This is a genomic window from Streptomyces sp. NPDC005494, from assembly GCF_042872025.1.
In the GTDB taxonomy this organism is placed as follows: Bacteria; Actinomycetota; Actinomycetes; order Streptomycetales; family Streptomycetaceae; genus Streptomyces.
This window is the reverse complement of record NZ_JBIAJR010000002.1, coordinates 432176-451661: the sequence shown is the minus strand read 5'-3', so window position 1 is coordinate 451661 and position 19486 is coordinate 432176. Positions and strand designations below refer to the sequence as shown.

The 19486-nt window shown below is 71.2% G+C and carries 18 protein-coding genes; 8 read left to right on the top strand and 10 right to left on the bottom strand.

Annotated elements, in window-relative coordinates; genetic code table 11:
• The first annotated feature begins 118 nt into the window (after positions 1-118).
• From egtA to egtD, 4 genes are read left to right on the top strand one after another with little or no spacing between them, the layout of a single operon-like run.
• Complete coding sequence (gene egtA, locus ACFYQ6_RS07790) at positions 119-1420, top strand: ergothioneine biosynthesis glutamate--cysteine ligase EgtA (protein ID WP_388761476.1); 1302 nt, start codon at positions 119-121, stop codon at positions 1418-1420.
• On the top strand, positions 1417-2757 hold the full coding sequence (egtB, locus tag ACFYQ6_RS07785) for an ergothioneine biosynthesis protein EgtB (protein ID WP_388761474.1): 1341 nt from the start codon (positions 1417-1419) through the stop codon (positions 2755-2757). The genes egtA and egtB overlap by 4 nt, the downstream gene beginning before the upstream one ends.
• Positions 2757-3512 (top strand): ergothioneine biosynthesis protein EgtC, encoded by a 756-nt coding sequence (gene egtC / locus ACFYQ6_RS07780; RefSeq protein WP_388761471.1) that lies wholly within the window; start codon positions 2757-2759, stop codon positions 3510-3512. Before egtB ends, egtC begins: the two co-directional genes overlap by 1 nt.
• Positions 3509-4471: an L-histidine N(alpha)-methyltransferase gene (gene egtD, locus ACFYQ6_RS07775; RefSeq protein WP_361572609.1), complete on the top strand. Its 963-nt coding sequence runs from the start codon at positions 3509-3511 to the stop codon at positions 4469-4471. The genes egtC and egtD overlap by 4 nt, the downstream gene beginning before the upstream one ends.
• Here the strand turns inward: egtD and ACFYQ6_RS07770 are convergent.
• The 3 genes from ACFYQ6_RS07770 to ACFYQ6_RS07760 form a co-directional block, all read right to left on the bottom strand.
• Positions 4414-5253 carry a lysophospholipid acyltransferase family protein gene (locus ACFYQ6_RS07770; protein WP_388761468.1) on the bottom strand — a complete coding sequence of 280 codons (840 nt, stop codon included), beginning with the start codon at positions 5251-5253 and terminating at the stop codon, positions 4414-4416. The two genes, egtD and ACFYQ6_RS07770, sit on opposite strands and share 58 nt — an antisense overlap.
• Positions 5250-6068, bottom strand: a complete 819-nt coding sequence (locus tag ACFYQ6_RS07765) for a GNAT family N-acyltransferase (RefSeq protein ID WP_361572613.1) — start codon at positions 6066-6068, stop codon at positions 5250-5252. The genes ACFYQ6_RS07770 and ACFYQ6_RS07765 overlap by 4 nt, the downstream gene beginning before the upstream one ends.
• 166 nt (positions 6069-6234) lie before the next feature.
• The gene (locus tag ACFYQ6_RS07760; RefSeq protein ID WP_361572615.1) at positions 6235-7488 is read right to left on the bottom strand and encodes an extracellular solute-binding protein; all 1254 of its coding nucleotides are present in this window, start codon (positions 7486-7488) and stop codon (positions 6235-6237) included.
• Between the two features lie 203 nt (positions 7489-7691).
• Here ACFYQ6_RS07760 and ACFYQ6_RS07755 point away from each other — a divergent pair, with 203 nt between their 5' ends.
• Positions 7692-7907: a dodecin gene (locus ACFYQ6_RS07755; RefSeq protein WP_145805249.1), complete on the top strand. Its 216-nt coding sequence runs from the start codon at positions 7692-7694 to the stop codon at positions 7905-7907.
• A 186-nt stretch (positions 7908-8093) separates the two neighbouring features.
• Here ACFYQ6_RS07755 and ACFYQ6_RS07750 read toward each other — a convergent pair whose 3' ends face one another.
• Together ACFYQ6_RS07750 and ACFYQ6_RS07745 are read right to left on the bottom strand one after the other, a co-directional pair.
• Entirely contained in the window at positions 8094-8582 is a 489-nt protein-coding gene (locus tag ACFYQ6_RS07750; RefSeq protein WP_361572617.1) for a hypothetical protein, read from the bottom strand.
• 44 nt (positions 8583-8626) lie between these two features.
• A complete protein-coding gene (locus tag ACFYQ6_RS07745; protein WP_361572619.1) occupies positions 8627-8953 on the bottom strand; it encodes a plasmid stabilization protein in 327 nt (108 codons plus the stop codon).
• 195 nt (positions 8954-9148) lie between these two features.
• Here ACFYQ6_RS07745 and ACFYQ6_RS07740 point away from each other — a divergent pair, with 195 nt between their 5' ends.
• Together ACFYQ6_RS07740 and ACFYQ6_RS07735 are read left to right on the top strand one after the other, a co-directional pair.
• A complete protein-coding gene (locus ACFYQ6_RS07740; RefSeq protein WP_145805255.1) occupies positions 9149-9340 on the top strand; it encodes a DUF6381 family protein in 192 nt (63 codons plus the stop codon).
• 99 nt (positions 9341-9439) lie between these two features.
• Positions 9440-11866: an excinuclease ABC subunit UvrA gene (locus ACFYQ6_RS07735; protein ID WP_361572621.1), complete on the top strand. Its 2427-nt coding sequence runs from the start codon at positions 9440-9442 to the stop codon at positions 11864-11866.
• A 22-nt stretch (positions 11867-11888) separates the two neighbouring features.
• Here the strand turns inward: ACFYQ6_RS07735 and ACFYQ6_RS07730 are convergent, their stop codons facing one another.
• From ACFYQ6_RS07730 to ACFYQ6_RS07720, 3 genes are read right to left on the bottom strand one after another with little or no spacing between them, the layout of a single operon-like run.
• Complete coding sequence (locus ACFYQ6_RS07730; protein ID WP_361572623.1) at positions 11889-12635, bottom strand: succinate dehydrogenase/fumarate reductase iron-sulfur subunit; 747 nt, start codon at positions 12633-12635, stop codon at positions 11889-11891.
• Positions 12632-14581 (bottom strand): fumarate reductase/succinate dehydrogenase flavoprotein subunit, encoded by a 1950-nt coding sequence (locus ACFYQ6_RS07725; RefSeq protein WP_388761461.1) that lies wholly within the window; start codon positions 14579-14581, stop codon positions 12632-12634. The genes ACFYQ6_RS07730 and ACFYQ6_RS07725 overlap by 4 nt, the downstream gene beginning before the upstream one ends.
• 2 nt (positions 14582-14583) lie before the next feature.
• The gene (locus ACFYQ6_RS07720; protein ID WP_388761458.1) at positions 14584-15291 is read right to left on the bottom strand and encodes a succinate dehydrogenase; all 708 of its coding nucleotides are present in this window, start codon (positions 15289-15291) and stop codon (positions 14584-14586) included.
• 96 nt (positions 15292-15387) lie between these two features.
• Between ACFYQ6_RS07720 and ACFYQ6_RS07715 the strand changes: the two genes are divergently transcribed.
• The gene (locus ACFYQ6_RS07715; protein WP_361573405.1) at positions 15388-16320 is read left to right on the top strand and encodes a LysR substrate-binding domain-containing protein; all 933 of its coding nucleotides are present in this window, start codon (positions 15388-15390) and stop codon (positions 16318-16320) included.
• Between the two features lie 11 nt (positions 16321-16331).
• Here ACFYQ6_RS07715 and ACFYQ6_RS07710 read toward each other — a convergent pair whose 3' ends face one another.
• Positions 16332-18506 carry a putative bifunctional diguanylate cyclase/phosphodiesterase gene (locus ACFYQ6_RS07710; protein WP_388761455.1) on the bottom strand — a complete coding sequence of 725 codons (2175 nt, stop codon included), beginning with the start codon at positions 18504-18506 and terminating at the stop codon, positions 16332-16334.
• Positions 18503-19321 (bottom strand): SAM-dependent methyltransferase, encoded by an 819-nt coding sequence (locus tag ACFYQ6_RS07705; RefSeq protein WP_361572631.1) that lies wholly within the window; start codon positions 19319-19321, stop codon positions 18503-18505. Before ACFYQ6_RS07705 ends, ACFYQ6_RS07710 begins: the two co-directional genes overlap by 4 nt.
• Between the last annotated feature and the right edge of the window lie 165 nt (positions 19322-19486).

The following is a 19486-nucleotide window of genomic DNA, read 5'->3' as shown; positions in this document are numbered from 1 at the left end:
CATGCTGGACGCCTCGGCGGCATGGACGCAACCGGTTTTCCGTAGCGCAAAGGCACCCTTGTGCGAAATCGCGGTACGGGTTTGGGTGGTAGGGAAGCACCCGAAAAGGAGGCCCAGCATGCCCCCGGACACTCTCGGCCAGCACGGCCCGCACGTAGAGGCGGCGCCTCTCGGTGAGGAGGAGGCGGAGGATCTACTGCGCGGCATATGTTTCAAGACGGGACCGCCCCGGACGGTCGGTGTGGAGCTCGAATGGCTCATTCACGACCGTGAACAGCCTGAGGCCGCCGTCTCCCACGACCGCCTCCGCGCCGCGGCCGACGCCGTGCGCGCCACCCCGCTGGACGCCGCCCTGACCTTCGAGCCGGGAGGCCAGCTGGAGCTCAGCTCCCAGCCCGCGGGCTCCCTGATGGCGTGTGTCGACAGCATGGCCACCGATCTCGCCGCCGTACGCGAGACCCTCGGCAGGGACGGGCTCACCCCGGTCGGCCTGGGTGTCGACCCGTGGCAGCCCCCGCGCCGGCTGCTCCAGGAACCCCGTTACGCCGCCATGGAAGCCGCGCTGGACCGCTCGGGCCCGGCAGGCCGCGCCATGATGTGCACCTCCGCCTCCGTCCAGGTGTGCCTGGACGCCGGCGAGGAGGAGCCCGGCCCGCTGGGCTACGGGCGGCGCTGGCAGCTCGGGCACCTGCTGGGAGCGGTGCTGGTGGCCTCGTTCGCCAATTCGCCGTACCGGCAGGGGCGGCGCACGGGCTGGCGGTCGACCCGGCAGGCCCTGTGGGCGAATCTCGATCCGGCCAGGGCGCTCGCTCCGCAGAGCCGTCTGTCGCCCCGCGACGCCTGGGCCACGCATGCCCTCGACACCTCGGTCATGTGCATCCGGAACGGGGACGCGCCCTGGGCGGCACCGGTGGGGCTGACGTTCCGGGACTGGATCCGCGGGGGCGGGCCGAGGCCACCGGTGCGGGCCGACCTCGACTACCACGTCACCACCCTGTTCCCGCCTGTGCGCCCGCGCGGGCATCTGGAGCTGCGCATGATCGACGCGCAGTCCGGCACCGACGGCTGGCTGGTGCCGCTGGCCGTCACCACCGCTCTGTTCGACGACCCGGAGGCGGCAGAGACCGTGTACCGCACCGTCAAACCGCTGGCCGAGACCGCGGGTCCGCCGCCCGCGCCCCGCAACCCGCTCTGGACGGCCGCCGCCCGGCACGGGCTGAGCGATCCGGAGCTGGCGGCCGCGGCGGCGGTCTGCTTCACCATCGCGCTGGAGGCGCTGCCCAGGATCGGGGCGAGTGGCCATGTCATCGACACCGTCGCCGCCTTCCACGACCGTTACGTGGCCCGTGGCCGATGTCCCGCCGATGATCTGCCCGGCCCGGAAACGGCGCCGCTGCACGGAAAGGGCCTGGTCCGATGACCGAGAACCCCACTGCGCACACCGGCGGCGAACACGACGCCGAGGCGCTGCGCGAGCGCGCCCTCGCCGCCCTCCTCGCCGCTCGCGAACGTACCGCGCTGCTCACCGACAGCGTGGACGACCGCGACCTGACCGCCCAGCACTCCCCTCTGATGTCGCCCCTGGTCTGGGACCTCGCGCACATCGGCAACCAGGAGGAGCTCTGGCTGCTGAGGGCGGTCGGCGGCCACGAGGCGCTGCGCCCGGAGATCGACGGGCTGTACGACGCCTTCGAGCACTCCCGGGCCAGCCGGCCTTCGCTGCCCCTGCTGGCCCCCGCCGAGGCACGGGCGTATGCCTCCGACGTGCGCGGCCGGGCTCTGGACGTCCTCGGAGGGGCTCCGCTGCACGGCGAGGGCCGGCCGCTCGAACGCTCCGGCTTCGCCTTCGGCATGGTCGCCCAGCACGAGCAGCAGCACGACGAGACGATGCTGATCACCCATCAGCTGCGCTCGGGGCCCGCCGTGCTCAGCGCGCCGGAGCCCCCGGAGCCCGTCGCCGCCGCACAGATGCCGGTCGAGGTCCTCGTCCCGGGAGGCCCCTTCACGATGGGGACCTCGACCGAGCCGTGGGCCCTCGACAACGAACGGCCCGCGCACCGGCGCGATGTGGACTCGTTCCACATCGACACCGCCCCGGTCACCTGTGGCGCCTACGCCCGCTTCGTCGAGGACGGCGGCTACACCGACGAGCGCTGGTGGGCGCCCGAGGGCTGGGCGATGGTCCGCGAACACGGCCTGAGTGCTCCGCTGTTCTGGCACCGGGACGCCGGACAGTGGCTCACGCGGCGCTTCGGCGTGACCGAGCCCGTGCGGGCGGACGAGCCGGTGCTCCACGTCAGCTGGTACGAGGCGGATGCCTACGCCCGCTGGTCGGGGCGGCGCCTGCCGACCGAGCCGGAATGGGAGAAGGCCGCACGGCACGACCCCGCCTCCGGGCGTTCGCTGCGCTACCCCTGGGGCGACGAGGACCCGGCGCCGGAGCACGCCAACCTCGGCCAGCGCCATCTGCGGCCGGCCGCCGCGGGGGCGTACCCGGCGGGCCGGTCCCCGGCCGGCGTGGGCCAGCTGATCGGTGACGTGTGGGAGTGGACGTCGAGCGACTTCGCGCCCTACCCCGGTTTCGCGGCGTTCCCCTACCGCGAGTACTCGGAGGTGTTCTTCGGGCCGGCGCACAAGGTGCTGCGTGGTGGTTCGTTCGCCGTGGATCCGGTGGCCTGCCGGGGCACGTTCCGCAACTGGGACCTCCCGGTGCGGCGCCAGATCTTCTCCGGTTTCCGCACGGCGAGGGATGCCTGATGTGCCGTCATATCGCGTACCTGGGGCCCTCCGTGCCCCTGGGCGAGCTGCTCGTCACGCCCGCTCACGGGCTCGTCCGCCAGTCCTGGGAGCCACGGCGTCAGCGGTACGGCACGGTGAACGCCGACGGTTTCGGGGTCGGCTGGTACGCGGAGGGTGACCCGGTGCCGGGCCGCTACCGCCGCGGCGGCCCCGTGTGGGGCGACGAGACCTTCGCGGACCTCGCCCGCGTGGTGCGCAGCACGGCGCTGCTCGCCGCGGTACGTGACGCGACCTTCGCCGGCGCGGACGGGGAGGCCGCCGCCGCCCCCTTCGCCGAGGGCACTGTGTTGTTCAGCCACAACGGCGCGGTGCGGGGCTGGCCCGGCTCCCTGGCGTCGCTGGCCGGGTCCCTGCCGACCGAACGGATGCTCACCCTGGCGGCGCGCAGCGATTCCGCGCTGCTCTGGGCGCTCGTGCTGCATCGGCTGGCCCAGGGCGACGAGATAGCGCAGGCGGTCGCCGACACGGTGGTCGACGTCGGCACCGCCGCCCCTGGTTCACGCCTCAATCTGCTGCTCACCGACGGTTCCACCGTGGTGGCGACCACCTGGGGCGACTCGCTCTGGTATCTGCACGAACCGGGGCACCGCACGGTGGTGGCCTCGGAGCCGTACGACGACGATCCGTACTGGCGCGAGGTCCCGGACCGCACCCTGCTGGCCGCGACGCGCACCGATCTTCTGCTGACCCCGCTCAAGGAGCCCACAGCGTGAGTCCCTTCCTGCTGACCCGCACCCTGCCGGCGGACGCGACGGACGCGGCGCTGCGCGCCGATGTGCTGAGCGGTCTGACCGCGCAACCGAAGACCCTGCCGCCCAAATGGTTCTACGACGCGCACGGCAGTGACCTGTTCGAGGAGATCACCCGGCTGGCCGAGTACTACCCGACGCGTGCCGAACGGGAGATCCTGGTCGCCCGCGCCGGTGAGATCGCGGCGGCCTCCGGGGCCAAGACCCTGATCGAGCTGGGGTCGGGCTCCTCGGAGAAGACCAGACACCTGCTGGACGCGCTGCCGGGGCTGCACACCTACGTTCCGGTCGATGTGAGTGAGAGCGCCCTCGCGGGGGCCGCCGAGGCGTTGCTCGCCGAGCGGCCCGGGCTCTCCGTGCACGCGCTCGTCGCCGATTTCACTCATGCGCTGGAGCTGCCCGACAGTCCGGGTCCACGGCTTGTGGCGTTCCTCGGCGGCACGCTGGGGAACCTGCTGCCGGAGGAGCGCGCGGAGTTCCTCGCTTCCGTACGGGCCCGGCTCTCCCCCGGGGACGCGCTGCTGCTCGGCACGGACCTGGTCAAGGACGAGGCCACCCTCGTCGCGGCGTACGACGACGCGGCCGGTGTGACGGCCGCGTTCGACAAGAACGTCCTGACGGTGGTGAACCGTGAACTGGGCGCGGACTTCCCGCCGGACGACTTCGAGCACGTGGCCCTGTGGGACCCGCACCACGAGTGGATCGAGATGCGGCTGCGTGCCCGCCGGGCGCTGACGGTGAAGATCCGGGAGCTGGACCTCGTGGTCCAGTTCGAGGAGGGCGAGGAACTGCGTACGGAGATCTCGGCGAAGTTCCGCGAGGAGAAGGTGCGCGAGGAACTGGCCGCGGCGGGCCTGCGCCTGGATCAGTGGTGGACGGACACGGCGGGCCGGTTCGCGCTGTCCCTGGCGACGGCGCACTGAGCGGCTCTCGCCAGAGCACGCCGGCCGGGCTCACTGCCGGCGGGGATCAGCGGCAGGACGCGGATCTCGGCGGTGAGCCCGGCGGCGGACACCACGCGCCACAGCGAGGCGGCGAGCGGGTCGTCCCCCACGAAGGCGGCGGCCCCCGCCGCGTCCGTATGTGCCGTCCGGTATCCGATGCGGACCGGACGCACGGGTGCGCCGGCGTCGATCGCCGCCTGGAAGGCGGCGGGCCGGAAGCGCCCGCCGCCGCTCCGGCCGCACCAGGTGCTGCCCTGCGGGAAGACCGCCACGCTCGATCCGGCGGCCAGCGCCCTAGAGAGAGCCCGGACCGCGCCCGGCAGGGCGCGGAGCCGGTCCCGCTCGATGAACAGCGTTCCACCGAGCGCGGCGATCCGTCCGAACACCGGCCAGCCGCGTATCTCGCTCTTGGCGACCATCCGGGCCGGGCGCACGGCCGCCAGGAGAGGGATGTCCAGCCACGAGACGTGGTTGGCGACGACGAGCTCGCCCCTCGGCGCGGGACCCGGCTCCACGGGGCACCCGGTGACCCGTATCCGTACGCCGAAGGCCCGCACCACGGCGTACGCCCAGGTGCGTACCAGCCGGTCGCGCCGCGCGGGCTCCAGGAGCCGCACGGCGGGCACGCACAGCACCCCGAGAAGGGTGAGCGCGCACCCGGCGAGCAGCAGGACGACTGCGACCGGCGGCAGGCGGCCGGGGCCCTCGTGTGTCGCGCAGTCGCGCGGCGTGCACGGCGCGGTGGGCAGCCAGGCACTCATCGCAGGGGGGCCAGGGAGAGGAAATGGCGCAGGTAGCGCGGGTCGGTGCGCCGCATCGAGAGCAGGACGTAGAGGTCGGCGACGCCGAAGTCGGGGTCGTGTGCGGGCGCCCCGCACACCCAGGCGCCGAGTCGCAGGTAGCCGCGCAGCAGCGGCGGCAGCCCGGCCCGGCCGCCCGCCCCGGCGGGGTCGGGCTGACCTGTGGTGTCCCACAGCCGGTGCGGGGTGACCCAGTACTCCTCGGGCGCCAGATTGTGCGTGCGTACGGTGTCCCAGGTCCTGGCGGCCAGCGCGCCGCCGTCGGCGAGGGGCACCGAGCAGCAGCCCGCCAGCCAGTTGTGGCCGGTGCGCTCCATGTAGCGGGCCAGTCCGGCCCAGATGAGGGCGATGACGGCCCCGTCGCGGTGGGCGGGGTGGACGCACGACCGGCCGACCTCGACCAGGTCGTGCCGGATCGGGCCCAGCCGGCCGAGGTCGAACTCGCTCTCCGCGTAGAGCCCGCCGGCGAGCCTGGCCCCTTCGGGTGGCAGGAGCCGGTAGGTCGCGACCACGTCGCCGGTGGCTTCCTCGCGCACCAGGAGGTGGTCGCAGAAGGCGTCGAAGGCGTCGCTGTCCAGGCCGGGTTCGGTGGTCTGCAGCCGGGCGCCGAGCTCTCCGGCGAACACGAGGTGCCGCAGCCGCTGCGCGGCGCGTACGTCGTCCTGGCAGGTGGCCAGCGAGACCCGGTAGCCCGAGGGGGCCGGCGCGGCGGGTTTGCGCGTGGCGGGCACCGAGACGGCTGAGGGGGTGGGAGAGGCGAGGGGCAGCGCGGTCATGGCAGTCTCCGGGGACGGATCAGCGAGGGCGGCTGCCGGGCTGTCGCGGAGCGCGAAGCCCGGCCCTCTACTTCTTCCGTGACCGGCTGGATTCGACGTGACCGCTGTGGAGCGCGGGGATGTGCGACGGCTGAATCCCCGGCTCCCGGTGGCGCCGTCTGCGCCGTCAGCCGGTGATCAGCTTGGAGGTGATCCGGTCCGAGGCCTTGCGCGCCTCTTCGGCGGGATCGCCGCCCTCCAGGACCGCCGTCATGTACACCTTGATCGGGTTGTCGGCCTCCACGGCGGGCCAGAAGGGCGAATTGGGGGTGGCCCGTCCTTCTGTGGCGCCTTCCGCCATCGCGGAGGTTCCCTCCTGGCCGTCCACCACGCTCGCGAGGGCGGGCTTGTTGGGCACGTAGCTCATGGCCCGGGCGAGCTCCGTCTGCCACTTCTCGCCCGCGAGCGCCTTGACGACCTCGATGCCTTCGCCGCGTTGTTCGGCGCCTTCGGGCACGATCAGGTCGGAGCCTCCGGTGAAGACGGCGCCGGGGGTCTTCGCGGTCTTGCCGGGGATGGGGAAGTAACCGAGCTTTCCCTTGAGTTCGGGGTTCTGCTGTTCGATGAGCGCCGCGCTGCCGGGGACGGAGATGATCTGGGCGACGTCTCCCTCGGCGAAGACGTCGGTCTCCGGGGGCGTCTGTTCGTCGGCGTCCTTCGGGCCTTCGCCGAGGGCCTGGAGCGTCTTGTAGAAGTCCATGCCCCGCAGCGCGGCGGGCGAGTCCAGGGCCCCCTCCCACTCGCCGCCGCCCTCCTCGGCCAGTTCCCCGCCCTCGTCCCATATGAAGCCGGCGAGTACGTACCAGTTCTGTCCCGCGAGGTAGATGCCCTGCCGGCCGCCGGTGTTCAGCCGTTCGGTGATCTCCACCCATTCCTCGCGGGTCTCGGGGAGTTCGGTGACACCCGCCTGCGCGAAGAGGTCCTTGTTGTAGATGACGACACGGTTGGCCGCGTACCAGGGAATCCCGTACTGAGCCCCGTTGACCTTGCCCGGCTCGGCGAGACCCGGAAGCCAGTCCTCGCCGCCCAGGTCGCGGATCGACTCCAGGGTGAGGTCGCGCAGTTCGCCGCTTTCGGCGTACTGGGCGACCTGGGTGTTGCCGACCTCGATGACGTCCGGGGCGTCCGAGCCCTCCAGCGCCTTCAGCACCTTGGGACCGATACCACCCCATTCCTGGAGGACGATCTCCAGTTCGACGGAGGGGTGCTCCGCCTCGTACGACTCCTTGAAGCGGTCGATGAAGCTCTGGGAGGCGCTGCCCTTCATGAGCCACACCGTCACCTTGCTGCTGTCGGCGTCCGAGCCGGGGAGATAGCCGCAGCCGCTCAGCGTGACGGAGGAAACGAGCGCGACGGCTCCGGCCAGTATGCGGATCTTCACGGGGTCACCTTCTGCGAAACGGCACGACGACAGGACAGGACCCGGGTGGGGGGACTGCGGGCGGCGCTCGCACGGGCGTATGAGTCGGAGTTTGGTATGGACCAATGGGCAGGTCAAGCCCGTCCTCGGGGCCGGGTTCCCCCCGGACACCTCGCGCTCCTCCACGGAGTAGGGCACCGTGGAATCACGAAAGGAGACATTAGATGTCCAATCACACCTACAGGGTCACCGAGATCGTAGGAACCTCCGAAGAGGGCCTGGACGCGGCGATCCGTAACGGCGTCGCGAGAGCGGCCGAAACGTTGCACAATCTCGACTGGTTCGAAATGACCGAAGTCCGCGGTCACATCGAGGACGGCCGCGTGGCCCACTACCAGGTGGGGCTCAAGGTCGGCTTCCGGCTCGACGAGAAGGCCTGATCCGGGCGCTGCCGACGGGCCGGGGGCCGCGTTCCCGCGAAACGCGCCTCCCCACGGCACATGCCGGGCTCCGGTCTCCCCGTCCGCCCGGGCCGCCGCACCGGCCGGTTCCGGTCACGTACGCCCCCTCCCGCATCACGTACGACGCCGGCGCTCCCGCATCACGTACAACGCCGGCGCTCCCGGTCACGTACGCCCTTCGCGCTCCTGCGCGTCCCTCATCGCCTGCGCGGTGACGGCCCACCGGGCCCGTACGACGGTGAATCCGGCGAGTTCGGCCGCGTCGCACACCAGCTCGTCGTCGTCGACGAGCACCCGCACCTCGCGCGTCCGGCCCAGCCGTTCCAGGATCTCCAGCTTGGTGCGGCGGGCCGGACGCCGGTCGTCGTTACGGCGCATGTGGAGGCTGCCCCTGGGCAGCCCTTGCTCCTCCAGCCAGGCCACGGTGTCCCGGCGGCACCGCTCGGGCCTGCCGGTCAGATACACGACCTCGCACTCCTCGGCGCTCGCCAGGGCCAGCCCCACCCCTTCCTCCAGCGGAGGATCGTCGGGTGCCGCGGCGAAGAACCCCGCCCAGTCACGGCGCCGGCCTTCGAGGAAGTGCTGCCGGTGACCACTGTCGGCCAGAGTGCCGTCGAGATCGAATACGGCCAGCGGCCGGGTGTCATCGCTCACGGCGCCAGCCTAGAAGACGGCGGCCGGCGGCACGGCTCGGGGCGTCAGCGCCCGAGGGCCTTGCGCAGTTCCTCCTTGTTCATGGACGAGCGTCCCTCGACGTTCTTCTTCTTGGCCTCCTCGTAGAGCTGGTCCCTCGTCGGTCCCTGGGCTCCGCTGTGGGAGCGCTGCCCACCGCGCTCGGAGGCCGACTTGGGGTCCTTCAGGGACGTCCGGCTCGCGGTGCGTGACTCCCCGGAGCGTGCGCGCTCCTTGTTGACCGTGCGCGCCGCGATCTCCTCGGCGCGCTTCGTGGAGGTGCCGCGCTGCTCGGCACTGTCCTTGATGTGCTCGTACTGGCGTTCTCGCTTGGCGCTGGATCCTGCGGGCATGGCGCCTCTCCTCACTGTCGGACGGCGGTGCTGCACCGCCGCAGCCACTACCCCACACCCTCGCACCTACACGTGCCGGACGGACGGTCCGAACGGGGCACCGAGGGCGGCCACCGGGCGTGACGCTCGAGATGCAGCCGGACCTGCGCGCTGATTCGCTGATCCTGTCCGCTCCCCCCAGATCCAGGAGTGATCATGAGCGTTGCAGGTGAGTCCGGTGGCCGAGCGCAGCAGCTGCGTGCCAAGGCGCAGGAACTGAACGAGGCGGCCGAGCGCGCCACCGATCCGGAGCAGCGGCAGCGCCTCCAGGACAAGGCGCGCCGTCTGCGGGAGCAGAGTGAGCAGGAGAGCGCGATGCGCGACCGCGGCATGGACCCGATGGTGTAGCTCCGCGGTCCCCGCACTGCCGGTGGTCCTCGTGCGCGGTCATGTGCGCGAGGATCACCGGCAGGACCATGACCACCGACCCACGGAGCCGTACCAGCGATGCCGACCCCTCACGATCCGTACGTCCGGGTGCGCGGCGCGCGCGAGCACAACCTCCGCGATGTGGACGTCGACATCCCGCGCGACACTCTCGTCGTCTTCACGGGCGTCTCGGGGTCGGGGAAGTCCTCCCTCGCCTTCGGGACGATCTACGCGGAGGCCCAGCGCCGCTACTTCGAGTCCGTCGCCCCGTACGCCCGCCGGCTGATCCATCAGGTCGGGGCTCCGGTCGTCGGTGAGATCACCGGCCTGCCGCCCGCCGTCTCCCTGGAACAGCGCCGCTCGGCACCCGGTTCGCGCTCCTCCGTGGGCACGGTCACCACGCTGTCCAACTCGCTGCGCATGCTCTTCTCACGCGCGGGCACCTATCCGCCGGGCGCGGAGCGGCTCGACTCCGACGCGTTCTCGCCGAACACGGCGGCCGGGGCCTGCCCCGAGTGCCACGGGCTGGGCCGTGTGCACGGCACGACCGAGGACCTGCTCGTACCCGACCCGTCGTTGTCGATCCGGGACGGGGCGATCGCCGCCTGGCCTGGTGCCTGGCAGGGCAAGAACCTGCGCGACGTGCTCGACGCCCTCGGCCACGACACCGCGCGGCCGTGGCGGGAGCTCGGGCAGGAGGAGCGGGAGTGGATCCTGTTCACCGACGAGCAGCCGGTGGTGACGGTCCACCCGGTGCGTGACGCGGGCCGTATCCAGCGCCCGTACCAGGGCACGTACATGAGCGCGCGCCGCTATGTGATGCACACGTTCGCGGATTCCAGGAGCCGCACGCTGAGGGCGAAGGCCGAGCGCTTCCTGACCAGTTCGCCGTGTCCGGTGTGCCGAGGCAGCAGACTGCGTCCGGAGGCCATGGCGGTCACCTTCGCCGGGCGTACGATCGCCGACCTGGTCGCGATCCCGCTCACCACCCTGACCGAGGTGCTGCTGGAGTCGGGGGGCGGCAGTGACACGGCCCGGGTGCTGACGGCCGACCTGCTGACCAGGATCGAGCCGGTGACCGAGCTGGGCCTCGGCTATCTCAGCCTCGACCGTACGGCGCCGACCCTGTCGTCCGGTGAGCTCCAGCGACTGCGGCTCGCCACCCAGCTGCGCTCGGGACTGTTCGGCGTGGTCTATGTGCTGGACGAGCCGTCAGCCGGCCTGCACCCCGCGGACACGGAGTCGCTGCTCGGTGTGCTCGGGCGGCTCAAGGACGCGGGGAACTCGGTGTTCGTGGTGGAGCACCAGATGGATGTGGTGCGGCGGGCCGACTGGCTGGTGGACGTGGGGCCGCTGGCCGGAGAGCACGGCGGCAGGGTGCTGCACAGCGGCCCTCCGGCGGAGCTCGCCTCGGTCACCGGGTCCGCGACCCGGCGCTTCCTCTTCGGCGAGGACTCCGCGCCGGCACGGGAACCGCGTACCCCGTCGGGGTGGATCACCCTGCGCGGGGTGGACCTGCACAACGTGCGGGGCGTCGACGCCGCGTTCCCGCTCGGCGTGCTCACAGCGGTGACCGGTGTGTCGGGGTCGGGGAAGTCGACCCTCGTCGGGCAGGTGCTGGCCGGGGTGCTCGCCGACCGGCGGCCGGCCGAGAGCGCGGACGAGGTCTCCGCGCCGGCGGCGCCCGGCTGCGCGTCCGCCGAGGGGCTGGAGGCCGTGGACCGGCTCGTGCAGGTCGACCAGCGGCCCATCGGGCGTACGCCCCGGTCCAACCTCGCCACGTACACGGGGCTGTTCGACGTCGTACGCAAGCTGTTCGCGGGCACGGAGACGGCACGCGCCCGGGGATACCGGGCGGGTCGGTTCTCGTTCAACGTGGCGGGCGGGCGGTGCGAGACCTGTCAGGGCGAGGGGTTCGTCTCGGTCGAGCTGCTCTTCCTGCCCAGTACGTACGCCCCCTGCCCGGACTGTCACGGCGCGCGCTACAACCCGCGGACGCTGGAGGTTACCCTGCGCGGGCTCACCATCGCCGAGGTGCTGGACCTCACGGTGGAGGCCGCTGCCGGGTTCCTCGCCGGGACACCGGCGGCCGAACGCAGTCTGCGGGCACTGCTGGACGTGGGGCTCGGCTATCTGCGCCTGGGCCAGCCGGCGACGGAGCTGTCGGGCGGTGAGGCCCAGCGGATCAAGCTCGCCACGGAGCTCCAGCGCGCGCGGCGCGGCCACACGCTCCACCTGCTGGACGAACCGACGACGGGGCTGCATCCGGCCGATGTGGAGCTGCTGATGCGGCAGTTGCACGGCCTGGTCGACGCGGGCGGCACCGTGGTGGTCGTGGAGCACGACATGGCGGTGGTGGCGGGCGCGGACCACGTGATCGATCTGGGTCCTGGCGGTGGTGACCGGGGCGGGCGGATCGTCGCCACCGGTACGCCGCGGGAGGTGGCACGCGCGGCGGGGAGCCGTACGGCCGCGTACCTGGCGAAGGCGTTGCGGTCGGACTGACTCCCCGCGGGAGGAGGGGTGGTCAGCGGCGTACCTTGCGGGTCGCGCGCAGCCACTCCTTGTTCATCGCGGTGATCGACGGCAGCGGGATCCCCTTGGGGCAGGCCGTGGCGCATTCGCCGGTGAGGGTGCAGCCGCCGAAGCCCTCCTCGTCCATGGTGGCGACCATGTCGAGGACCCGGGTCTCGCGCTCGGGTGCCCCCTGCGGGAGCACGTTGAGGTGGTTGATCTTCGCCGAGGTGAACAGCATCGCCGAACCGTTCGGGCAGGCGGCCACGCAGGCACCGCAGCCGATGCACTCGGCGTGCTCGAAGGCGGAGTCGGCGTCCGGCTTGGGTATCGGCGTGGCGTGCGCGTCGGGCGCCGTGCCGGTGGGCGCGGAGATGTATCCGCCGGACTGGATGATCCGGTCGAAGGAGGAGCGGTCGACGACGAGGTCCTTGACGACCGGGAAGGCCGAGGCGCGCCACGGTTCGATGTCGATGGTGTCGCCGTCGTCGAAGGAGCGCATGTGGAGCTGGCAGGTGGTGGTGCGCTCGGGGCCGTGGGCGTCGCCGTTGATGACGAGGCTGCACGCGCCGCAGATGCCTTCGCGGCAGTCGTGGTCGAAGGCGACGGGCTCGTCCCCGCTGAGGATGAGCTCCTCGTTGAGGGTGTCGAGCATCTCCAGGAACGACATGTCCTTCGAGATGCCGTCGACTTCGTAGGTGGCCATGGCGCCGGGCGCCTCGGCGTTCTGCTGGCGCCAGACGCGCAGGGTGAGCTTCATGCGTAGCTCCGCTGGGTGGGGTGTACGTATTCGAAGACGAGGTCTTCCTTGTGCAGGACGGGGGCGTCGCCGGTCGCGCTGAACTCCCAGGCCGCGGCGTAGGAGAACTCCTCGTCCCTGCGGGCGGCTTCGCCGTCCGGGGTCTGCGATTCCTCGCGGAAGTGGCCACCGCAGGACTCCGCGCGGTGCAGGGCGTCGAGGCACATGAGCTCGGCGAGCTCCAGATAGTCGACGACCCGGTTGGCCTTCTCCAGCGACTGGTTGAACTGCTCGCCGGTGCCGGGCACCTTGATGCGGCGCCAGAACTCCTCGCGGATCTGCGGGATCCGGTCGAGGGCCTTGCGCAGGCCCTCCTCGGTGCGGGCCATCCCGCAGAACTCCCACATGAGCTCACCGATCTCACGGTGGAAGGAGTCCGGGGTGCGGTCCCCGTCGACGGCGAGGAGCAGGTTGAGCCTGTCCTCCGTCTCGGCGACGGCCTCGGCGACCGCGGGGTGGGCGGCGTCGATCTCCTCCGTGTGCGGGTTGCGGGCCAGGTAGTCGTTGATGGTCGAGGGCAGGACGAAGTAACCGTCGGCGAGGCCCTGCATCAGCGCGGAAGCACCGAGGCGGTTGGCGCCGTGGTCGGAGAAGTTGGCCTCGCCGATGGCGAAGAGGCCGGGGATTGTGGTCTGGAGGTCGTAGTCGACCCACAGCCCGCCCATGGTGTAGTGGACGGCCGGATAGATCCGCATCGGGGTCTCGTACGGGTCCTCCGCGGTGATGCGGGCGTACATGTCGAAGAGGTTGCCGTACTTCTCCTCGACCTTCTTCCTGCCCATGCGCGCGATCGCCTCGGCGAAGTCGAGGTAGACGCCCTGGCCGCCCGGCCCGACGCCGCGTCCTTCGTCGCACACGTTCTTGGCGGCGCGGGAGGCGATGTCACGGGGCACGAGGTTTCCGAAGGCGGGGTAGATGCGCTCCAGGTAGTAGTCCCGCTCGTCCTCCGGGATCTCGCCGGCGGGACGCTCGTCGCCCTTGGCCTTCGGGACCCAGATGCGTCCGTCGTTGCGCAGCGACTCGCTCATAAGCGTCAGCTTCGACTGGTGGTCGCCGGTGCGCGGGATGCAGGTGGGGTGGATCTGGGTGAAGCAGGGGTTGGCGAACCAGGCGCCGCGGCGGTGGGCTCGCCAGATGGCGGTGGCGTTGGAGTTCATGGCGTTCGTCGACAGGTAGAAGACGTTGCCGTATCCGCCGCTGGCCAGGACGACCGCGTCCGCGAAGTAGGTGTCGATCTTCCCGGTGACCAGGTCACGGGCCACGATGCCGCGTGCCTTGCCGTCGACGACGACCAGGTCGAGCATCTCGGTGCGGGAGTGCAGTTCGACGTTGCCGGCGGCGATCTGGCGGGAGAGCGCCTGGTAGGCGCCGAGGAGGAGTTGCTGCCCCGTCTGGCCCCGGGCGTAGAAGGTGCGGGAGACCTGGACGCCACCGAAGGAGCGGTTGTCGAGGAGGCCGCCGTACTCACGGGCGAAGGGCACGCCCTGGGCGACGCACTGGTCGATGATCTCCACGGAGATCTCGGCCAGACGGTGGACGTTGGACTCGCGGGCGCGGAAGTCCCCGCCCTTGACCGTGTCGTAGAAGAGGCGGTGCACCGAGTCGCCGTCGTTGCGGTAGTTCTTGGCGGCGTTGATGCCACCCTGCGCGGCGACGGAGTGGGCGCGCCGGGGCGAGTCCTGGAAGCAGAACTGGACGACGTGGTAGCCCTGTTCGGCGAGGGTCGCGCCCGCGGATCCGCCGGCCAGACCGGTGCCGACGACGATGACGGTGTGCTTGCGGCGGTTGGCGGGGTTGACCAGCTTCGCCTCGAAGCGGCGGGTGTCCCAGCGATCGGCGACGGGCCCCGTGGGCGCTTTGGCGTCGACGACGGGCTCGCCGGTCCGGTAGTTCGTGTAGTCGCTCATGTTCAGCTCACCACTCCGGTCATCACGGCGACGGGCACGGAGACGAAGCCGGCCGTCAGTACGACTGCGAGGACATTGGCCAGCGTCTTCAGGACGCGGTCCCGGGCGGCGCTGCCCACTCCGAGGGTCTGCGCCGCACTCCAAAACCCGTGCTGGACGTGGAGGCCGAGCGCGAGTACGGCGACGATGTAGATGACGTTGCCGTACCAGGTCGAGAAGGTGTCGAGCACGTTCTGGTAGGGGTGCCCCGCCTGGAAGCCGCCGCTGTGCACGGTGCCGGTCGTGAGGTCCAGGATGTGCCACACGATGAACAGCGCGAGGATGACGCCGCCGTAGCGCATGGTGCGCGTGGCATAGCTCGACCGGGCCTTCTTGTGGACGTACGCCGTCGGGCGTGCCCTGAGGTCGCGGCGGCTCAGCTGGTACGCGGAGACGGCGTGCAGGACGACGGCCGCGACGAGCACCGCACGGACGATCCACAGCGCCCACTCGTAGTGCAGGAACGGCTCGCCCAGCGTCCGGAGCCAGTGCGCGTAGTGGTTGAACTCGTCGGATCCGAAGAAGATCTTCAGGTTGCCCAGCATGTGGACGACCAGATAACCGAGCATGATCAGGCCGCTCACAGCCATGATCGTCTTCTTGCCGACGGACGAGTCCCAGAGCGTACGCGTCATGGACGGCCGTCGGTCCGCCCGCGTTGCCAATGCCATGGACACGACGCTAGAGGCGGAGGGCATCATCAGTCCAAGACATGAAATGACTCATCTCCATAGGCAACAGCTATGGACTCCGCTATCGTCGGCCTCATGCACTTCCAGCAGCTCGCCTATTTCGTGGCCGTCGCCGAGGCCAGGCACTTCACCCGTGCCGCCGAGGAGGTGCACGTGTCGCAGCCCTCCCTCTCCCAGCAGATCAAGGCTCTGGAGAACGAGCTGGGCGCCGAACTCTTCAGCAGGGCACGGGGGAACATCGCGCTGACCGACGCCGGCGAGGCACTGCTGCCGCTGGCGCGCAGGATCCTGGCGGACGCGGACACCGCTCGCCACGAGGTGCAGGAGCTGGTGCAGCTGCGCCGGGGCAGGGTCAGGCTCGGCGCCACCCCGAGCGTCTGCACCGGCCTGCTGCCCGACGTGCTGCGCGCCTTCCACGGCGCACACCCGGGGATCCAGCTCCTGATCGAGGAGGGCGGCTCCCACGACCTCGTACGGCAGCTGGCCAGGGGCGCCCTGGATCTGGCGCTGCTCGTCCTGCCCCTGCCGGCCGGGTCACCGGCGCTGACCACGGTGGAGCTGCTGCACGAGGACCTGGTGGTGGTGTCCTCGGCGACGCGGCCCGCACCCGGCCGGAAGGGCACCGTGTGCGTCGCCGATCTGGAGAACGAGCCGCTGGTGATGTTCCGGCACGGCTACGACCTGCGGGAGCTGACCGTGGCCGCGTGCCGGGCGGAGGGGTTCGAGCCGTCGTTCACGGTGGAGGGCGGCGAGATGGACGCCGTCCTCGGCTTCGTACGGGCGGGCCTCGGCATCGCCGTCGTGCCCCGCATGGTCGCCGTCCGGGCGGGACAGGACCTGCGGACGACGCCACTGGCCTCACCGGCCCTGCGGCGCACGATCGCGCTCGCGCACCGCAGCGACGTGGAGCCGCCGCGCGCGGCGCGCGAGCTGCAGCGGATGCTCCTGGGGGCGGGGCCGCACGTGGCGCCTCCGGCCGCCGGCGGGCCGGGCCCGTCCGGCGGCTGAGCTCGGCTCCGTCAGACGGCGTCCGCCAGCACCAGCGCGTGGATACGGTCCGGGGCTCCCGGACGCGCGTAGTACCACCCCTGCGCGGTGTCGCAGCCGAGCTGCCTCAGCTGCTCGGCCTGGGCGCCGGTCTCCACGCCCTCGACCGTGACCGCGAGGTCGAGACTGTGGGCCAGCGAGACGATGCCCTCGACGATCTTCAGGTCCACCGGGTCGGCCGGGTGGTGCTGCATGCCCTGCGTGAAGGAACGGTCCAGCTTGAGTACGCTCACCGGCAGACGGCGCAGGTTCGCCAGGTTCGAGTAGCCGGTGCCGAAGTCGTCGAGCGCGATGTCGACGCCCATCTCGGCCAGTTGACGCAGCGGCTTGAGCAGGTCGTCGTCGGCGCCGATCAGGGCGGACTCGGTGACCTCCAGGCAGAGTGCGCCGGGTTCGAGTCCGGAACGCTCCAGTACGTCGACGGTCTCGGCGACCAGGTTCGGGTGGTGCAGCTGGGTCGGGGAGAGATTGACGTTGATCCGCAGCGGGCCGCCGTCGGTGTGGCGTTCCTGCCAGAAGTTCGCCTGCCGCACGGACTCCTCGAGCACCCAGCGGCCGAGGGGCACGATCAGCCCGGTGTGTTCCGCGAGCGGTATGAAGCGGTCCGGGCCGAGCACCCCGTGCTGCGGGTGGCACCAGCGCACCAGCGCCTCGGCACCGTGCACGCTTCCGTCCCGGAGGTGCACCAGCGGCTGGTACTCGATGAAGAACTCCCCGCGGTCCAGGGCCGTGGGCAGTGCCGTGGTCAGTCCGTGCCGGGTGATGGCCCGGGCGTCCGCCTCGGCGTCCGCGAGCGCGAAGCGGTTGCCACCGGCTGCCTTGGCCCGGTACATCGTGATGTCCGCGCTGCGCAGCACCTCGGCGGGGGTGCGTTCGCCCGACGGTCCTTCGACGATGCCGACGGATCCGCGTACGGTCAGCTCCCGGCCGTCCAGACGCACCGGCGTGGCGAGCGCCGAGAGGATGCGTCCGGCCAGCTCGTGGACCTCCTCCTCGGTGTCCGGTCCCGTCGTGAGGGCGACGAACTCGTCACCGCCGAGCCGCGCGACCATCTCGCCGGGGGCTGTGGCGCAGCTCTGGAGCCGGTCGGCGACCTCCACCAGGAGCCGGTCCCCCGCCGCGTGCCCGAGGCTGTCGTTGATCGCCTTGAAGCCGTCCAGGTCGAGGTAGCAGAGCCCGAAGCGCATGCCTTCCCTCGGTGAGAGGGCTTTCTCCAGGCGCTCGAAGAACAGGGTCCGGTTGGGCAGGCCCGTGAGTGCGTCGTGGGTGGCCTCGTAGCGCAGTCGCAGGTTCAGGAGCCGCCGTTCGGTGGTGTCCTCCATCAGGGCGAGCTGGTACTCGGGCCGCCCCTCCGCGTCCCGCAGCAGCGACACGGTGAGGTTGGTCCAGAGGACGGTGCCGTCGTTGCGGTAGTACGGCTTCTCGACGCTGTAGTGCTCGCGTTCCCCGCGCACCAGTTCGTCGTAGTACTTCCACACGTGGGGCGAGTCCTCGGGATGGACCCACTCGTTCACCTTGTGGCTGCGGACGTGGTTCTCCAGGCCGCCGAACATCCGGGTGAGCGTGTCGTTGATCTCCAGGATGTTGCCTTCGAGGTCGGCGATCCCGATCCCGATGGCCGCGTCCTTGAAGACGGCGCGAAAGCGCGCCTCGGTGGCGTGCAGGGCCTGTTCGGCGTGCGAGCGGGCGGTGAGGGCCGAGCGGGCGATGGCCTCCTGCTCGGCGAGCGTCCGCTCGCGCAGTGCCTGGGTGAAGCCCCCGGCGAGCAGGTGCTGGATCCGGGCGCACCGCGCCCTGCTGTCCTCGGTGGAAAGCTCCACGGGCCCGTTGCCGCCGCAGTAGAGCACCAGGTACGAGTCGACGACGCCGAGGGTGGAGCTCAGGGCGTCGGGGTCGGTGCAGTGCGCCGCCACGAGGGCGGCGCCGACGCGGTGCGCGGGCGCGGCGTCGAAGACCCGGGCGTGGAGGATGGCGCTGAGCTCGCGGGCCAGCGGCAGCAGGTGCTCCTCGAACTCGGGGCGGGTCATGGAGGTGGCCGTGGAGGGGAAGATCGCCCGGCTCCAGATGGTGGCGAATCTCCGGAGCCGGCCTTCGGGGCCGTCGGGCTCCGCGTCCGGCGCGCCGGACGACTGGGCGGGAATGCTCACGCCGTGCGCCCAACCCCGGCGAAGCCCGAGTAGGTGAAGGGGTCTTCCTGCGCGAGGGACTCCGCGGACTCCGGACGCCACTCGGGCATGGCGACGAGCCCGGGCTCCACCATCTCGAACCCCTCGAAGAAGCGGCTGATCTCCTTGCGCGAACGCATGACCAGCGGATTGCGGATGGTGCGGTAGACGCCGACCGTCCCGCCCGCCACCTCCTGGGTGAGCGGAATCCCCTCGTACGAGGCGTGCGTCAGGACGAGCAGGCTGCCGGGGGCCAGCGCCTCGCGCAGCTCGGCCACGGCGGCGTACGGATCGTCGGCGTCCTCGATGAAGTGGAGCACCGCCACCAGGAGGAGCGCCACGGGCTTGTCCAGATCGAGCAGGCCCCTGACCTCCGGGTGTTCCAGGATCTCCTGCGGCTTGCGCAGATCAGCGGCGGCGATGACCGCCCGATCGTTGCCCTCGAGGACCACCTGGCTGTGTGCGACCGCGACCGGGTCGTGGTCCACGTAGGCGATCCTGGCCTCCGGGTCGGCCGCCTGGGCGACTTCATGGACATTTCCGAACGTCGGTATGCCGGACCCGATGTCCAGGAACTGATTGACGCCCGAAGAGACGGCGTACTTCACCGCCCGCCGCATGAATGCCCGATTGGCCTGCATGACCTTGGGCAGGCCAGGCATGAACTCCATGGCCTTGCGGGCCGCTTCCCTGTCCACCTCGAAATTGTGCGATCCGCCCAGATAGAAGTCGTACATGCGAGACACGCTCGGCGTAGAGATGTCTATGCCTTGCGGTGCCCAGGCGGGACGCTCCATCGATGTCTCCAACAAGTCGCCACGGCGATCCGGCCATGTTCATGGTCAGTGTGGACCAGAGGCTACTGATCGACCGCCAGGAGAGCGAGCGGAAACGGAAATTCGAGATCCGTTATTGGTCACACGCCGGAGGCATGTGCGGCAGATCCGTCGCTGCGTGTGCAC

Bases quoted from the DNA above. Each gene is read 5' to 3' on its own strand.
- ACFYQ6_RS07715 (WP_361573405.1), top strand. From the start codon at position 15,388: ATGCACTTCCAGCAGCTCGCCTATTTCGTGGCCGTCGCCGAGGCCAGG.
- ACFYQ6_RS07755 (WP_145805249.1), top strand. From the start codon at position 7,692: ATGTCCAATCACACCTACAGGGTCACCGAGATCGTAGGAACCTCCGAA.
- ACFYQ6_RS07765 (WP_361572613.1), bottom strand. From the start codon at position 6,068: ATGACCGCGCTGCCCCTCGCCTCTCCCACCCCCTCAGCCGTCTCGGTG.
- ACFYQ6_RS07725 (WP_388761461.1), bottom strand. From the start codon at position 14,581: ATGAGCGACTACACGAACTACCGGACCGGCGAGCCCGTCGTCGACGCC.
- ACFYQ6_RS07730 (WP_361572623.1), bottom strand. From the start codon at position 12,635: ATGAAGCTCACCCTGCGCGTCTGGCGCCAGCAGAACGCCGAGGCGCCC.
- ACFYQ6_RS07705 (WP_361572631.1), bottom strand. From the start codon at position 19,321: ATGGAGCGTCCCGCCTGGGCACCGCAAGGCATAGACATCTCTACGCCG.
- ACFYQ6_RS07720 (WP_388761458.1), bottom strand. From the start codon at position 15,291: ATGGCATTGGCAACGCGGGCGGACCGACGGCCGTCCATGACGCGTACG.
- ACFYQ6_RS07740 (WP_145805255.1), top strand. From the start codon at position 9,149: ATGAGCGTTGCAGGTGAGTCCGGTGGCCGAGCGCAGCAGCTGCGTGCC.
- ACFYQ6_RS07735 (WP_361572621.1), top strand. From the start codon at position 9,440: ATGCCGACCCCTCACGATCCGTACGTCCGGGTGCGCGGCGCGCGCGAG.
- ACFYQ6_RS07745 (WP_361572619.1), bottom strand. From the start codon at position 8,953: ATGCCCGCAGGATCCAGCGCCAAGCGAGAACGCCAGTACGAGCACATC.
- egtB (WP_388761474.1), top strand. From the start codon at position 1,417: ATGACCGAGAACCCCACTGCGCACACCGGCGGCGAACACGACGCCGAG.
- egtC (WP_388761471.1), top strand. From the start codon at position 2,757: ATGTGCCGTCATATCGCGTACCTGGGGCCCTCCGTGCCCCTGGGCGAG.
- egtA (WP_388761476.1), top strand. From the start codon at position 119: ATGCCCCCGGACACTCTCGGCCAGCACGGCCCGCACGTAGAGGCGGCG.
- ACFYQ6_RS07770 (WP_388761468.1), bottom strand. From the start codon at position 5,253: ATGAGTGCCTGGCTGCCCACCGCGCCGTGCACGCCGCGCGACTGCGCG.